13 protein-coding genes are annotated in these 15,053 nt (G+C 62.5%); 11 read left to right on the forward strand and 2 right to left on the reverse strand.

The genetic code is table 11. The features are described 5' to 3' along the window. Positions 1-42: 42 nt before the first annotated feature. Entirely contained in the window at positions 43-1,305 is a 1,263-nt protein-coding gene (locus CT3_RS02170) for a flagellin (protein WP_066541748.1), read from the reverse strand. Positions 1,306-1,691: 386 nt separating this feature from the next. On the opposite strand from CT3_RS02170, the gene CT3_RS02175 reads away from it, so the two are divergent. From CT3_RS02175 to CT3_RS02195, 5 genes are all read left to right on the forward strand, one after another. Beyond that, entirely contained in the window at positions 1,692-2,921 is a 1,230-nt protein-coding gene (locus CT3_RS02175) for a flagellin N-terminal helical domain-containing protein (RefSeq protein WP_066541750.1), read from the forward strand. A gap of 223 nt (positions 2,922-3,144) precedes the next feature. Next, positions 3,145-4,374 carry a flagellin gene (locus CT3_RS02180; RefSeq protein ID WP_066541751.1) on the forward strand — a complete coding sequence of 410 codons (1,230 nt, stop codon included), beginning with the start codon at positions 3,145-3,147 and terminating at the stop codon, positions 4,372-4,374. A 348-nt stretch (positions 4,375-4,722) separates the two neighbouring features. Continuing rightward, complete coding sequence (fliD, locus tag CT3_RS02185) at positions 4,723-6,171, forward strand: flagellar filament capping protein FliD (RefSeq protein ID WP_066541752.1); 1,449 nt, start codon at positions 4,723-4,725, stop codon at positions 6,169-6,171. 53 nt (positions 6,172-6,224) lie between these two features. After that, the gene (gene fliS / locus CT3_RS02190) at positions 6,225-6,644 is read left to right on the forward strand and encodes a flagellar export chaperone FliS (RefSeq protein WP_066541754.1); all 420 of its coding nucleotides are present in this window, start codon (positions 6,225-6,227) and stop codon (positions 6,642-6,644) included. Position 6,645: 1 nt separating this feature from the next. After that, positions 6,646-6,945 (forward strand): flagellar protein FliT, encoded by a 300-nt coding sequence (locus CT3_RS02195; protein ID WP_066541756.1) that lies wholly within the window; start codon positions 6,646-6,648, stop codon positions 6,943-6,945. 387 nt (positions 6,946-7,332) lie between these two features. Here the strand turns inward: CT3_RS02195 and fliE are convergent, their stop codons facing one another. Next, positions 7,333-7,653, reverse strand: a complete 321-nt coding sequence (gene fliE, locus CT3_RS02200) for a flagellar hook-basal body complex protein FliE (protein WP_066541758.1) — start codon at positions 7,651-7,653, stop codon at positions 7,333-7,335. Between the two features lie 182 nt (positions 7,654-7,835). Between fliE and fliF the strand changes: the two genes are divergently transcribed. The 6 genes from fliF to CT3_RS02230 are packed head-to-tail and all read left to right on the forward strand — an operon-like array spanning position 7,836 to position 14,682. After that, complete coding sequence (gene fliF / locus CT3_RS02205; protein ID WP_066541824.1) at positions 7,836-9,530, forward strand: flagellar basal-body MS-ring/collar protein FliF; 1,695 nt, start codon at positions 7,836-7,838, stop codon at positions 9,528-9,530. Between the two features lie 40 nt (positions 9,531-9,570). After that, positions 9,571-10,566 (forward strand): flagellar motor switch protein FliG, encoded by a 996-nt coding sequence (gene fliG, locus CT3_RS02210; protein ID WP_066541760.1) that lies wholly within the window; start codon positions 9,571-9,573, stop codon positions 10,564-10,566. A 10-nt stretch (positions 10,567-10,576) separates the two neighbouring features. Beyond that, on the forward strand, positions 10,577-11,428 hold the full coding sequence (locus tag CT3_RS02215) for a FliH/SctL family protein (protein ID WP_066541762.1): 852 nt from the start codon (positions 10,577-10,579) through the stop codon (positions 11,426-11,428). Between the two features lie 7 nt (positions 11,429-11,435). Next, positions 11,436-12,827: a flagellar protein export ATPase FliI gene (gene fliI / locus CT3_RS02220; protein WP_066541826.1), complete on the forward strand. Its 1,392-nt coding sequence runs from the start codon at positions 11,436-11,438 to the stop codon at positions 12,825-12,827. A 20-nt stretch (positions 12,828-12,847) separates the two neighbouring features. Beyond that, positions 12,848-13,312, forward strand: coding sequence for a flagellar export protein FliJ (gene fliJ, locus CT3_RS02225; RefSeq protein ID WP_066541831.1), 465 nt, complete (start codon positions 12,848-12,850; stop codon positions 13,310-13,312). Positions 13,313-13,314: 2 nt separating this feature from the next. Next, entirely contained in the window at positions 13,315-14,682 is a 1,368-nt protein-coding gene (locus tag CT3_RS02230; RefSeq protein WP_066541764.1) for a flagellar hook-length control protein FliK, read from the forward strand. The last annotated feature ends 371 nt before the right edge of the window (positions 14,683-15,053 follow it).

Here is a 15,053-nt window from a genome sequence, read left to right on the forward strand (position 1 = left end):
TGCGGCCTAGGCATTCAATCTCAGAGAAGGATTGCTTGCTTTTTATTTTTGCAGCAATTGCAGAACGTTCTGCGGGATCTGGTTGGCTTGCGACACCATGGCAGTGCCCGCTTGCTGCAGGATCTGGGTGCGGCTCAGATTGGCTGTTTCCTTGGCGAAGTCGGCATCCATGATACGGCCGCGGGCAGCGGACAGATTTTCGACCTGGATGTCGATGTTGTTCACTGCGTTTTCGAAGCGGGTCTGCACCGCACCCAGGGTAGCGCGTGCGCCATTGACCTGATCGACGGCGCTGTCGATCTTCTTCAGGGCCACCCAGGCGCCGGCTTGGGTGGTGACATCGATTTGCTCAATGCCCTTGTCGTTGATGACCGACGTTGCCGCGGCCGTGCCGCCTGCCATGTCGAAGTCTGCCTTGACGATGCCTGTCGCTGCGGCAGAGAAATTCGCAGACAGAGTGACTGCCACGGGTTCGCCGTTGGAGTCCAGCTTGCCGGACATCAATTCCACCTTGTAGGTTTCCGTGCCCTCGATCTTGGTCAGGTAGGCGGTCACGCCGGTGTCGGCCGTCTTGTTGTTGATGGCCGTCACCACCTGGCCCAGGCGCTCTTGCGGATTCTGGGCGGCCTTGATCGTTTCCAGGGTGACGGTGGTCGCATTCGGAGCAGTTCCCACCGTGATGGAGGCGAAGTCTGCAGCGCTCGCGGTGGCAGGGTTTGCCGGGATGGAGGTGCTGATGTCGGTGATGGAGGCCAGATCCACGACCGAGTTCGTGGCGGCGTAAGACGTGGTGGACAGCTGCGAAGCGCGGGTGTCTGCCAGTGCGCCCAGGGTCACGTTGTCACCGGAGTTGGCGCCCACTTGGAACACGGCGCCTGCAAACGAGCCGTCCAGAATCTTCTGGCCGTTGAAGTTGGTCTGCTTGGCCACACGGTCAATTTCAGCCGACAGCTGGCTGACTTCGGCCTGCAGGGCCTTGCGGTCGCTGTCGCTGTTGGTGGCGTTGGAGGCTTGCACGGCCAGCTCACGCATGCGCTGCAGCATATCGCCCACCTTGCCCAGCGCACCTTCTGCCGTCTGTGCCAGCGAGATGCCGTCGTTGGCATTGCGCGAGGCCACGCTCAGGCCGCGGACCTGGGTGTTCATGCGTTCGGCGATGGCCAGACCGGCGGCATCGTCCTTGGCGCTGTTGACACGCAGGCCTGAGGACAGACGTTGCATGGTGGTGTTCAGCGAGCTACCCGAGAGGGTCAGGTTTCGCTGCGCATTGATCGAAGCAATATTGGTGTTGATAGTTGCGGCCATTGCTGTTCCTCTAGTGAAAGGGCGGGTTGCATCGCATCGCTACTGAAACCGTGGGCACAAATAAGCGACAGGCAACGCTAGCGATGGGGGAATTCTTCTATGGAGGGCGGCTCGGTATAGCGGGAATAAACGCAGCAATCACCGCGCTTCTCGGTCTTTCGTGGCGGAGGCGGGGCAGAAGAGGGGGCGGGGGCTCTAGAGGGAGCAAAGCGGCCTTCGCAGGCGGATGCGAAAAAAAGCTAAAGAAATTTCCAGGGGGCCCGATAACAGTTTTGTACGGAGCAAGCACGCAGCCTCAAGGGGGTGCAAAGGTCCACAGAGACAACCGCAAGCACCGGCAAAAGCAAACGTTCATCAACTATCGCCTGGATAAAAGGAATCGCATCATGGCCATGACCATCAACACCAACACCGTTTCGATCAACGCCCAACGCAACCTGGGCCTGTCCGGCAGCTCGCTCGGCACCGCCATGCAACGTCTGTCCTCGGGCCTGCGTGTCAACAGCGCCAAGGACGATGCCGCCGGTCTGGCCATTTCCCAGCGTATGAGCACCCAGGTGCGTGGCCTGACCGTGGCTGCCCGCAATGCCAACGACGGCATCTCGCTGGCCCAGACGGCTGAAGGTGCACTGGGCAAGGTGGGTGACATGCTGCAACGGATGCGCGACCTGGCTGTGCAGTCCAGCAACGCGACCAACAGCAAGAGCGACCGCGAAGCCCTGCAGGCCGAGCTGAGCCAACTGCGTGACGAAGTGGATCGCGTGGCCAAGACCACGACCTTCAACGGCGCCAAGCTGCTGGACGGCAGCTTCACCGGCGGCGTGTTCCAGGTGGGGGCCAATTCCGGCGACAACATCACCGTGGGTGCCCTGAGCAACACCAAGGTGACCGAGCTGGGCAATTCGGTGTACGGCTCCGGCTCCACCACTGCAGCGACCGCAGAGGCTCTGCAAACCACCTTGGCGGGTAACGGTACGGTTGCTGCCGCAGACGTGACGATTGGTATCCGAGGTGCCGATTCGACCACGGTGCACACAATCACCATCAAGGCCGATGCCAACATGACCAAGGAGCAGGCGCTGGGCAAGACGATCGAGGCGATCAACTCCAAGACGGCTGACACCGGCGTGACGGCTTTCCTGGAAGAGGATGCTGCTGGTGTCATGCAGATCCAGATCCGTGCGACCGCGGAACAGGCTGGTAATGCCACGGGCGTTGCCATCACCTACAGCACGGGGACCAATGTGACCGGTACCGGTGCGAACTTGGTGGCCGCTGCAAGCGTGACCGATGCAGGCGACAAGGGTATCGACCAGCTGGACATCAGCACCCAGTCGGGCTCTTGGGAAGCGCTGCAGCGTATCGACGGTGCCATCGACTCCGTGAGTTCCGCCCGGGCCGGTCTGGGTGCCATCCAGACCCGCTTTGAGAAGTCGATCGAGAACATCGAGTCGATGAACGAAAACCTGACAGCTGCCCGTGGTCGCATCATCGATGCCGACTTCGCCAGCGAAACCGCTGCCCTGAGCCGCGCTCAGATCCTGCAGCAAGCGGGTACCGCCATGGTGTCCCAGGCCAACCAGCTGCCCCAGCAAGTGCTGAGCCTGCTGAAGTAAGAGGCACCGTACCCAGGGACACGCGAACCGCGGAACTCTGGGTACAGCGTTTGAATGAATAACCCCGTGCCCTGCACTCCCCTCTCTCGCAGGGCATGGATCCGGAATTACGGGCAGACCAACTGCCTGAAAACAAGGTGTCAATCGTTCTTGGGCTTGAGCAAGTGAGACCGTTTGGCGCTATCCATCACTGTGTGAGCGTTAGAAAAGAAGGGGAAATCAAATGGCAATGACCATTAACACCAATGTTGTGTCCATCAATGCACAACGTAACCTGGGTCTGTCGGGCAATTCGCTGTCGACCTCCATGCAACGCCTGTCCTCGGGTCTGCGTGTGAACAGTGCCAAGGACGATGCCGCTGGTCTGGCCATCTCCGAACGCATGAGCACCCAGGTTCGTGGCCTGACCGTGGCTGCCCGCAATGCCAACGATGGCATCTCGCTGGCCCAAACCGCAGAAGGTGCGCTGGGCAAGGTGGGCGACATGCTGCAGCGTATGCGTGACCTGGCTGTTCAGTCCAGCAACGCCACCAACAGCAAGAGCGACCGCGAAGCCCTGCAGGCCGAGCTGAGCCAGCTGCGTGACGAAGTGGACCGTGTGGCCAAGACCACGACCTTCAACGGCGCCAAGCTGTTGGACGGCAGCTTCACCGGCGGCGTGTTCCAGGTGGGTGCCAACTCCGGCGACAACATCACCGTGGGTGCCCTGAACAACACCAAGGTGACCGAGCTGGGCAATTCCATCTACGGTTCCGGTGCGACGGCCGCTACGGCGACCGATGCCCTGCAGACCATCCTGGCTGGTGGCGGCACTGTGGCTGCTGCAGACGTGACCATCGGTATCCGTGGCGCCAATTCGACCGCCGTGCAGACTGTCACGATCAAGGCCGATGCCAACATGACCAAGGAACAGGCTCTGGGCAAGGCGATCGAAGCGATCAACTCCAAGACTGCTGACACCGGCGTGACGGCTTTCCTGGAGGAAGATGCCGCTGGCGTGAAGCAGATCCAACTGCGTGCGACCGAAGACACCTCGGGAACCGCTACGGCCGTGGCAGTCACCTACAGCTCGGGCACCAACACGACCGGTACGGGCAACAACCTGGTGGCCGCTGGTACCCTGACGGAAGCCGGCGACAAGGGCATCGACCAGATCGACATCAGCACCCAGTCGGGTTCTTGGGAAGCCATGCAGCGTCTGGACAAGGCCATTGACAGCGTGAGCTCTGCACGTGGCCAGCTGGGCGCCCTGCAGACCCGCTTCGAGAAGGCTGTCGAAAACATCGACATCCAGAACGAAAACGTGACGGCTGCCCGTGGTCGCATCATCGATGCCGACTTCGCTTCCGAAACTGCCAACCTGAGCCGCGCTCAGATCCTGCAACAAGCCGGTACCGCCATGGTGGCCCAGGCCAACCAGCTGCCGCAGAACGTGCTGAGCCTGCTGCGTTAATCAGCCAGGCAGCAGCCATGACCTGTGATGGGCCATGGTTGCTGGCTGAATGAAAGTTTGCTTTGATGACCGCCATGGATTCATGGCGGTCTTTTTTTTGGCCAGCTGGGGCTGGCCGGTGCGTATGGCTCTTGTGGTGCCGGGATCCGACAAACGGCAGTCGAAGGCCCTCAACTATCGGAAAAACCGGCCGATATCTCAAATAGGCAAGGTGTAGGGGCTGCGGGTCAGACGTACTGTCCGGTGCTCTCCGTTTAATTCGGCCTTTTGTATTCCGGCAAGAGGTTACACAATACGGGCAGTTTCAGATCTGTGCAGACCGGCACGGATCAGCAAGGAGTATGCAATATGGGCGTTTCATCCGTAGGTATCGGCAGCGGGCTGAAGGTTGACGAGATCGTCTCTCAGCTGGTGGAGCTCGAGAAAAAACCACTGGAAACGCTGCAGTCGAAGGCGGAAATCATCAGCGCCAAGATCTCGTCCTATGGGCAGATCAAGTCGCTGATGGATGACCTCAATACCGCCGCCCGGGATTTGACCCTGGACCGCACCTGGGGTGCTTCCAAGGTGTCGTCCTCCGGTTCTGCTGCCACGGGTGCCATGACTGGGCTGGCCGCCGCCGGCTCCTACAACATCAATGTGCTGCAGCTCGCGCAGAGCCAGACCTCGGTGACCGCCAAGCTGGCCAAGGGCGCCACGATGGACGTGTCGGGGGTCATGCGTTTCAAGATTGGTAACCTGGAAACCAAGACCTTTGACCTGACCATCAATGCTTCGGATTCGCTGCAGAACGTGGCGGACAAGATCAACGGCGATACCAATATCAGCAAGTCCGTCGTGGCCACGGTTATCAAGGACAGCTCGGGCAAAGAGCAGCTGATGATCCGTTCGCGGGAAACCGGCCTGGACAGCAAGTTTGAGGTCAGCTTAGGCTCGGGCGTCGATGCCAATGGCGACTTGGAGGCGTTTGGTGCGTTGGATACCGGCAATCTGGTGACATTGGCGGGCGCAGGTGGCGTCACGACCACGCAGGCCGCCAAGAACGCCGAGATGGAACTCAACGGTGTGAAGCTGGAGTCGAACACCAACACCTTTGCCGAGACCATCCCGGGTCTGTCGATCTCGGTATCGGCAGTGGGAACCTCGCTGCTGACGATCGCGCCTGACAAGGATGCGGTGCAGGCCAGCATCCAGAAATTTGTGGATGCCTACAACGCGGTGAACGATCTGCTGTCGCAGTCGACCAAGAGCGTGCGTACCGCGGATGGCAAGACGGATGACGCCGCCATCAAGGATGGCAGCGGATTGCTGCAGGGAGATAGCAGCACGGTGAGCCTGCAGAACTCCTTGCGGATGATGCTGCAGCGCGTTTCCAGCAACGCGACAGGGGCCTACACGCGCCTGTCCGAAGTCGGCATGCAGATGCAGCAGGGCGGCAAGCTGACCGTGGATACGGAAAAGATGACTGCCGCGCTGAAAGATGTGGATTCGCTCAAGAGCCTGTTCACTGCCAAGGCCGATGCGCAGGGCGCGGGCGGCGGGGTGGCCACCAATTACAAGACGTTCACCGACGAGCTGCTGGCTTGGGAGGGGACGCTCAACAACAAGACCGACGCCTTGCAAAAACAGCTGGATAACAACGGTGACCAGCAGGACAAGGTGAATGCCCGGGCTTCGACGCTTGAGACCCGTCTGCGTGCACAGTACAGCGCGCTGGATGTGAAGATGGCATCGCTCAACGCTTTGGACTCCTACGTCAGCCAGATGGTGACGACGTGGAACAAGTCGAGTGATTGAGTTGGCTGGGCCAGCGGTTTTATTGCCAACAAATTAGGCGCACAAGGAATTACATGTTTTCGTCCACAGGTTTCAGCAAAGCGAATGCCTACCGCCAGGTAGGGGTGCACTCCGGCGTTGAAGATGCCTCCCCGCATATGCTGATTCAGATGCTGTTCGATGGCCTGTTCCAGTCGCTGAATGCGGCGCGCGGTGCCATAGAGCGCGGGGATATCGAGGAGAAGGGGCAGCTTATCTCCCGGTCCGTCCGCATCCTGCAGGAAGGGTTGATCATGGGCCTGGACATGGAAAAAGGCGGCGAACTGGCTGCAAATCTGCGCTTGCTCTATGACTACTGTGTGGCACAGTTGACCAAGGCCAATCTGCACAGCGATGCCTCGCTGGTGGAAGAGGTGATCGGTGTTTTGCAGCCTGTGGCACAGGGATGGAAAGAAATTGGTTCTCAGGTGGATACAGTCGCACGTGGAGACTGAGATGGAGATGCAGTTGTTGGATTACTACAAAGCAATCGAAGCGAAGAGCGCAGACATGCTGCAAGCAGCCCAGTCTCATGATTGGGATGCGGTGGTCGACTGCGAAAAAGCCTGTGGCGTGCTGATCAATGAACTGCGTGTCCAGGCCGAGCAGAACGTGCTGTCCGTCTTGGAGCGCAAGGAAAAGACGCGCATCATGCAGCGCATTCTGCGCAACGATGCGCAGATCCGCATCCTGGCCGAGCCCTGGTTGGCGCAGCTGGACCATCTGGGCAAGGTGCCGGCATCGGTGATGCACTGAGATCCTGTTTGATTCGACGAGCCGCAAGGCCCGCATGCCGAGAGGTCTGCGGGCCTTGTTGCATGGGCGCCAGGCTTGCTGTTGGTGGCCAGCTGCCTGGAAGAGGTGGTGGAATGTCGGCTGATGAATTGGCGAATTGGCGTGCCACGGGATGCCAGGGTGTGTGGCTGGGGTAAATAGCCGCGTGTTCTTTGCAGTGCGGCTTCCTGTGCCGCCACATCCGGGCTCTGGAAGATGCCTGTCCTTGGGTAGCCGGGATGGTGCAGTGCAGCAGGCGTTTTCCAAGGACAAAAAAAAGCCACAGATTGCTCCGTGGCTACTTGAAGTGTGAACTGTGAAGAGGAAAGGGGTGAATGCATGCGGTCGGCATGCATTCGAATGGGGTTATTACACCTGCATGTTCATTACATCGGTGTAGGCCTGGACCAGGCGATTGCGTACGTGTAGCGTGGCCTGGAAGCCGATTTGTGCTTTTTGCATGGCCACCATGGTTTCTTCCAGGCTGACCGACGGATTTTCCAGCTGCACTTCTTTTTGCAGGTGGGAAGAATGGTTCTGCGAGGCGCTGACTGAGCGCAGCGCGCTTTCCAGCTCCGTGCTGAAGCCGTTGCCCTGGGCTTCGGCCTTTTGCAGAGGTTTGGTCAGGCGGGCGGTCAGATCGCCGCCGGCAGAGACGGGTGAGGTCGCGCTATGAAGACGGAGGTCCATGGTGGGTTCCTGATGGTGACTTGAAGATGGGGCAATCGTAGGCGGGTGGGGAAAGTGCATCTGGGGGAATAAAGCGGGAAAGCCGCGCCTTATTGGGGGAACGCCGGCGGGGGGGATTTCGCATACTCGGCACCACGTTGGGCTCCGTGTCGGGCCCGCACTTTCTGTTTGTGGAAGAACCCATGTCCGCTGTCGCACAAGTCCCTGTTGCCGAGAACCCGCCTCCCGCAGTCACGCAGGCGCCTGCCAGTTGGCAGCAGCGCATCAGCGACATGGACCGCGGCCAGCGCCTGCGCTGGGGTGCGGTTGCCGCTGTGGCCGTGGCCGCTGTGGCTGCGGCCTTCTTCTTCAGCCGCCAGCCGGATTACCGGGTGCTGTTCTCCAACCTCAGCGACAAGGATGGCGGCGCCATCGTGGCGCAGCTGGCGGGCATGAACGTGCCTTACAAGTACACCGAAGGCGGTGGCGCCATCATGATTCCGGCCGACCGCGTGCATGACGTGCGCCTGAAGCTGGCCACGCAAGGCCTGCCCAAGGGTTCGGTGTCGGGCTTTGAGATCATGGAGGGCAGCAAGTTCGGCATCACCCAGTTCCAGGAGCGTGTGAACTACCAGCGTGCGCTGGAAGGCGAGCTGACACGTTCCATCCAAGGCCTGTCGGCGGTGCAGAACGCCCGTGTGCACCTGGCCCTGCCCAACCAGAATGGTTTTTTCCGTGAGCAGCAAAAGCCTTCGGCTTCGGTGCTGCTGACGTTGTACCCCGGCCGTGTGCTGGACCGCACCCAGATTGCCGGCATCGTGCACCTGGTCTCGTCCAGCGTGCCGGAGCTGCTGCCCACGGCGGTCAGCGTGCTGGATGACAGCGGCAAGCTGCTGTCGCAGGCACCGGATGGCAAGGACAGCCCGGTCGATCTGCAGCAGCTGATGTTCCAGCAGCAGCTGGAAAAGCAATACACCCAACGCATTCTGGACATCCTGGAGCCCGTGGTGGGCAAGGGCAATGTCAAAGCCCAGGTGACGGCCGAGCTGGACTTCTCGCAGTCCGAGTCCACCACCGAGCAGCACAACCCCAACCAGGGCCAGGCGCCCAGTGCGGTGCGCAGCCAGCAGGTGGTGGAGAGCACCGGTGAGCAAAAGCCCCAGCCACCGACTGGCGTGCCCGGCGCCACCAGCAACCAGCCGCCCCAGCAGAACCAGGCGCCTATCAACAGCAACAATGCTCCGGTGCTGCAGGCTGCCAATGGCACGCAAAAGGCCGATTTCATGACCATCCCCGGCAGCAAGCGCGAGTCGGTGACCAATTTTGAAGTGGACAAGACCGTCAGGGTCACCCGCAACAGCACCGGTGGCATCAAGCGCATGACGGCCGCAGTGGTGGTCAATTACCTGCCCGTGGCGGCCGCCGAAGGCGAAGGTGCTGCGGCACCGAAGGCGCTGCCGGCAGAGCAGCAAGCCCAGATGCTGGCCCTGGTGCGCGAGACCATTGGCTACAACGCCGATCGCGGGGACTCGGTCAACCTGATGAACGCACCTTTCCGTGTGGAGAAGGTGAATGTCGAAAACCTGCCGCTGTGGCGCCAGCCTGAAACCATTGAGCTGGCCAAGACCCTGGCCTGGCCTGTGGGTCTGGGTGTGGCCGCTGCCGTGGTCCTGCTGGGTCTGCTGCTGCGCCGCCGCAAGCAGAAGAAGCAGGAAGCGACTGCCGTGGATCTGCTGGCTGCCGAAGAGCTGGAACGCCCCGCATTGGCCGCGCCGCTGAAGCCGGGAGAGCCTTCGCCCGAGCAGATTCGACTCGAGCAGGCGCGTGCCCTGGCCAAGCAGAACCCGATTGCGGTGGCCAACATCGTCAAGACCTGGATCAGCGGCGAGGCGTCCTGAAGCGACTCCTTGATTCCACACCACATACAAAGAGAATCTTATGGATGACCGTGGCCTGAACGACGCCGCCATTTTGTTGATGTCCCTGGGCGAGGAGGAGGCGGCCGAGGTGTTCAAACACCTGTCTCCCAAGGAAGTGCAGAAGCTGGGTGAAACCATTGCCCGCATGCGCGCCGTGTCCAAGGAGAAAGTGGATTTCGTGATCGCCCGCTTCACGGACGATTGCGCAGCCCAAAGCCTGCTGGTGGAAGATGCCAGCGGCTATGTGAAGTCGGTGCTCCGGCGCGCGCTGGGCGACGACAAGGCCGCCCTGCTGCTGGACCGTATCCTGCAGGGTGGCGACGTCTCGGGCATTGAAAGCCTGAAGTGGATGGACCCGGTGTCCGTGGCCGAACTGCTGCGCAACGAACACCCGCAGATCGTGGCGGCCATCCTGGTCCACCTGGAGCATGAACAGGCGGCGGCCGTGCTGATGCAGCTGCCCGAACGCCTGCGCAGCGAAGTGATGCTGCGTGTGGCCACGCTGGAAGGTATCCAGCCCTCGGCCCTGAAGGACCTGAACGAGGTGCTCTACAAGGTGCTGGCAGGTGGCGACAAGATCCGCAAGACATCGCTGGGCGGTGTGAAGACCGCTGCCGAAATCATCAACCAGCTGGGCGGCAATGCCGATGTGGCGGTGCTGGACACCATCCGCAACTACGACGCCGACCTGGCGCAGAAGATCATGGACAAGATGTTCGTGTTCGACGACCTGGTCAAGCTGGACGACCGCTCGCTGCAGCTGGTGCTGCGCGAAGTGCCGTCCGAGACCCTGATCGTGTCGCTCAAGGGCGGCTCGATGGAGGTGCGCGACAAGATTCTGGCGAATATGTCCATGCGTGCTTCGGCAGCCCTCAAGGAAGACCTGGAGTCCCGCGGCCCCATGCGCCTATCGGAAGTGGAAGCGCAGCAGAAGGAAATCCTGAAGGTGGTGCGCCGTCTGGCCGAAGAGAACCAGATCACCATCGGCGGCGGTGCCGAAGACAGCTTCGTGTGAGGACGTGGCCATGACAAGTTCCACCCACCACTACGCACGTTTCATCCCCAGCGAAGAGATCGATGCCCAGTCTGTGCGCCACTGGCAGTTCGGCGATGTGCAGAAATCCGCGCCGGGCGCGGCGCTGCAGCCCCTGCACGAGCTGGCCACGCTGACGGACCTGCTGCCACCCCCTGCCCCGCAAGGCATTGCGGCGCAGGCACTGGCCGAAGACGCGGTGGTGGCGGAAGAGGAAAACGCCGTCCAGCTGCGCGAAGAAGAGGTGCATGCCCAGCTGGAGCAGGCACGCCAGGAGTCGCATGACGCAGGCTATGAGGCCGGCATGCAGGCTGGCCATGGGCTGGGGCTGGAAGAGGGCAAGCAGCAAGCGGGTGCCGAATGGCAGCACCGTTTTGATGATTACATGGCCCAGCAAGGCCGCCAGGCGGCCGAACAGCTGCAGGCCTTGCTCCAGGCTGCACAGCGTGACGTGCAAGGCATGCAGCAGCACATGGCACCTGACGTGTTGCAACTGGCCTGCGACATTGCGCGCCAAGTGGTGCGGCAGGAGTTGCGCAGCAATCCCCAGGCCTTGCTGCCGGTGGTGCGCGAGGCGCTGGACATGATGTCGGCTGAATCCAAGCCCGCCACGGTGCGCCTGAATCCCCAGGATTGGGAGCGCCTGCAGGAGCCGCTGAAGGCCGCACACCCGCAACCCAAGATCGAATGGCTGGCGGATGCCAGCGTGAAGCCGGGCGACTGCCTGGTGGAAAGCGCTGGCGCACAAGTGGATGGCAGCCTGGAGCGCCGCTGGCAGCGTGCCGTGGCCGCGCTGGGTCTGGTGTCTACCTGGTACGACGGAGCACCTGCCCATGGCCAATGACACCGATATGCCCGTGGCCGATCAGTTGCAGCGGTTCTTGCAACTGGGCCGTGAGCGGCTCAAGCAGCCATTGCCGCTGCACAGCCACGGCACCCTCACCCGCTTGACGGGCCTGGTGCTGGAAGCGTCGGGCCTGCGCGTGCCGGTGGGCTCGCAATGCCATCTGCAGATGCCCGGGCAGGAACCGGTGCTGGCCGAGGTGGTGGGTTTTGCCGGCGATCGCGCTTTTCTGATGCCGGCGGGGGACATCCAGGGTCTGTCTTGCGGTGCGACCGTGACACCGGCCGAGCCCTATGTGCCGCCGTTGCAGCTGAGCGACACCGAAGTGCCGGTGCTGGCCAAAGGCGTGCTGCGGCTGCCCATGGGGGATGGCCTGCTGGGGCGGGTGGTGGATTCGCAAGGCGTTCCGCTGGACCATGCCGGACCGCTGGCGAATGTGCAGGCCGAGACCCTGGACCGCGAACCCATCAATGCCATGGAACGTGCCCCGGTGCGCGAAAGCCTGGACACCGGTGTGCGGGCCATCAACGCCCTGCTGACCGTGGGGCGTGGACAGCGTTTGGGTCTGTTCGCCGGTTCGGGCGTCGGCAAATCGGTGCTGCTGGGCATGATGGCCCGCTATACCAAGGCCGATGTCATCGTGGTGGGCTTGATCGGCGAACGGGGCCGCGAAGTCAAGGAATTCGTGGAAGATATTCTGGGTGCGCAGGACCGCTCGCGCGCCGTGGTGGTGGCCGCGCCGGCCGATGCGCCGCCGCTGCTGCGCATGCAGGGCGCCAATTACGCCACCGCCATTGCCGAGCATTTCCGTGACAAGGGCCAGCATGTGCTGCTGCTGATGGATTCGCTCACCCGCTACGCCCAGGCGCAGCGTGAGATTGCCTTGGCGATTGGTGAGCCGCCGGCCACCAAGGGCTACCCTCCGTCGTGTTTTGCAAAGCTGCCCGGCCTGGTGGAGCGCAGCGGCAACGGTTTGCATGGCGTGGGCTCGATCACGGCGTTCTATACCGTGCTGTCCGAAGGCGACGATCAGCAGGATCCGATTGCCGATGCGTCGCGCGCCATTCTGGACGGACACTTTGTGCTGTCGCGTGCGCTGGCGGAACAGGGGCATTACCCGGCCATCGACATCGAGCAATCCGCGTCGCGGGTCATGCACAACGTGGTCACGCGTGAGCACTTCGATCTAGCTAGGCGGTTTAGGGCTGTCTATTCCTGCTATCAAAAGAGTAGGGATTTGATACAAGTAGGGGCTTATATGAGTGGTTCCGATCCCGCGGTGGATGAAGCCATTCGACTGCAGCCATCCATGGTGCAGTTTCTGCAGCAAACCATGTTTGAGGCGGCGCCCATGGAACAGAGTCTGGTGGACATGGCTGCGGTCCTGGAACAGCAGTGAGCAAATAAAGGGAGATGCTGATGTCATCACTTCACGCTTTGATGGTGGCCATTGAAATGGCCACGCGCAAACGCGATGAGGCCCGCCAGGCCTTGCGCGAGCGCCAGCGTGCGCATGCGGCTGCACAGTCCCAGATGGAGCAGCTGGAAAGTTACACGGAAGAAATGCGCCAGCGCTGGGCGCCGCAGGAAGGTGCTGAACTGAAGCTGGAGGTGATGTACCACCACGAGCAGTTCATGGCACGGCTGCAGCATGCGATCGGCTTGCAGACCCGGGTGATGCAGGACCAGGCGATCCGTCTGGAGGCTGCCCAGAAGGCCCTGATGGCCACCGAGCTGCGCCTGTCCAGCCTGAACAAGGTGGTGGAGACGCGCCGCCGTGACATTGCCCTGGCGCAGCTGCGCCGGGAACAGAAGCAGACGGACGAGCGGGCTGCGCTGCAGTTCATCGGCCGCACTTTCGGCATGCAGTTCCAGGAGGCCTGAGCATGGAGACATTGCCATCGACCCCGGCCCCCGGCAAACGCGCCACGGCCGCAGAAGGACTGGCGGCCCTGCAGCGCAAGCCACGGGCTGCAGAGGGTGACAGTGACAGCGCGGGGCAGACCTCTGCCGCCGGCTTTTCCCGGCTGCTGCGGGCGGCCGCGCAACCGGAAGCCAGCGATGCGGCGTTGACGGACTTGGGCGCAACAGGGGCGGACCCCAGCCTGGGACTGATGGTGCAGCAGACTTTGCCGCAACCGGAGGTCGCGGTGGAGGGAGATGCGACGTCCATGACCCTGATGGTGGGCGATGCGGCCTGGACGGTGCAAAGCCTGGTCGGGCAGACGGCCCGCATGGACCAGTCCGCCGATGTGGCCGTGCGCAATGGCTCCCACCTGCAGACGCGAATGGACGCGGGCGACCCCTTGGGTTTGATGCGCAGCGCGGCCCAGAGCGCGCAGGGTGCTGCGTCCCAGGTGCCGGTGGTGGCGCAGGGCGTGGCCCAGGCCTTGGGTGGCGGCGTGATGCAGGCGGTGGCACAAGGCGATGTGGCCGGGGCTGCCGCATGGAATGCCGTCAGCGATACTGCACAGTCCGTAGTGGATGCCATGGCCGATGCCGTGAAGTCTGACGACGGCGACGCGCTGTCGCGCGGCGAGCGTGGCAGCGAAGGGCGTGTCAGCCTGCAAGGCCAATGGACGGCCACCGACCGCCAGGCACAGCCTGCCGAGGTGATGCAGCGCCTGCTGGGACAGATGTCGCAATTCCTGTCGGCCACGGGCGCTACCGAGGCCGCGGGGCTGCGCCGTGCCGGCAGCAAATCGGTCGATGATGCGGCCGCTTCTGCCCAGGACGCCGCCGCCGTGCCTCCAGGCGCCGGGATTGGTGCTGGAACAGGGCGTTTGCAGGACAACGCCGTGGCGCAGGCCGCAGCCGGCCAGCAGACGTCCAACGGAGATGCGCAGGGTGCGCAGGCCGAGCCGGACATGGCGTTCTGGATGAATTCCCGCCAGCAACGCGCCGAAGTGGTGCTGGACCGGGACGGCGCGCCGGTCCGCGTGCAGGTCACCATGGAAGGCAGTACCGCCCATGTGACGTTCCGCAGCGACGAGCAGGCCACCCGGTCCATGCTGGATGCCAGTGTGGCCCAGCTGCGTGACATGCTGGCCGCCCAGGGGGTGGAGCTGGCAGGGGTGCAGGTGGGGGCACAGGGCAGTGGCAGCTCGCAAGGCGGTTCCTCTGGTGCGCAGGAGGCTTTCATGCCCGAGGGCGCCCGCCGCGTGCGCCTGCCGTCACAGGCGGGGGCCGAGCAGACGCCCGGCCTGCAGCGTGCGGGCAGTGGCAGCCGCCAGGGGGTCGATATTTTTGCGTGAACGGCAAAAAACACGCTCTGTATACAAGAGCGAAGCCACCAGGGGCGCCGAGTGCGCCCCTTGTCACGTCTGCTGCACTGCAAGGCCGCGGCAGCCAGGATTCACGGCGGCGCGGGTGCTGCAATGCAACAAAAAAGACGGTTTTCTGCCCATTGGTGCGGAACACCGGGCGTGAGCGGCAGGGATTGGGCGATGTTTCGGCGCTTTATTCTGGCTATGATTTCGACCGTGCCCGGAATAATTGGCACCCAAAGGCCCGTATCAGGCCTGAGCCAGCGTAGTGCGGCGCCCTGTCCAATGGCCGGATCAGTCTGACAAATCAGGCTGTGAAGTCCGCGCAGGGCGATGTCACCCGCCGGCTCGGCGCCGGG

It is taken from the genome of Comamonas terrigena NBRC 13299 (assembly GCF_006740045.1).
Classification (GTDB): Bacteria; Pseudomonadota; Gammaproteobacteria; order Burkholderiales; family Burkholderiaceae_C; genus Comamonas; species Comamonas terrigena.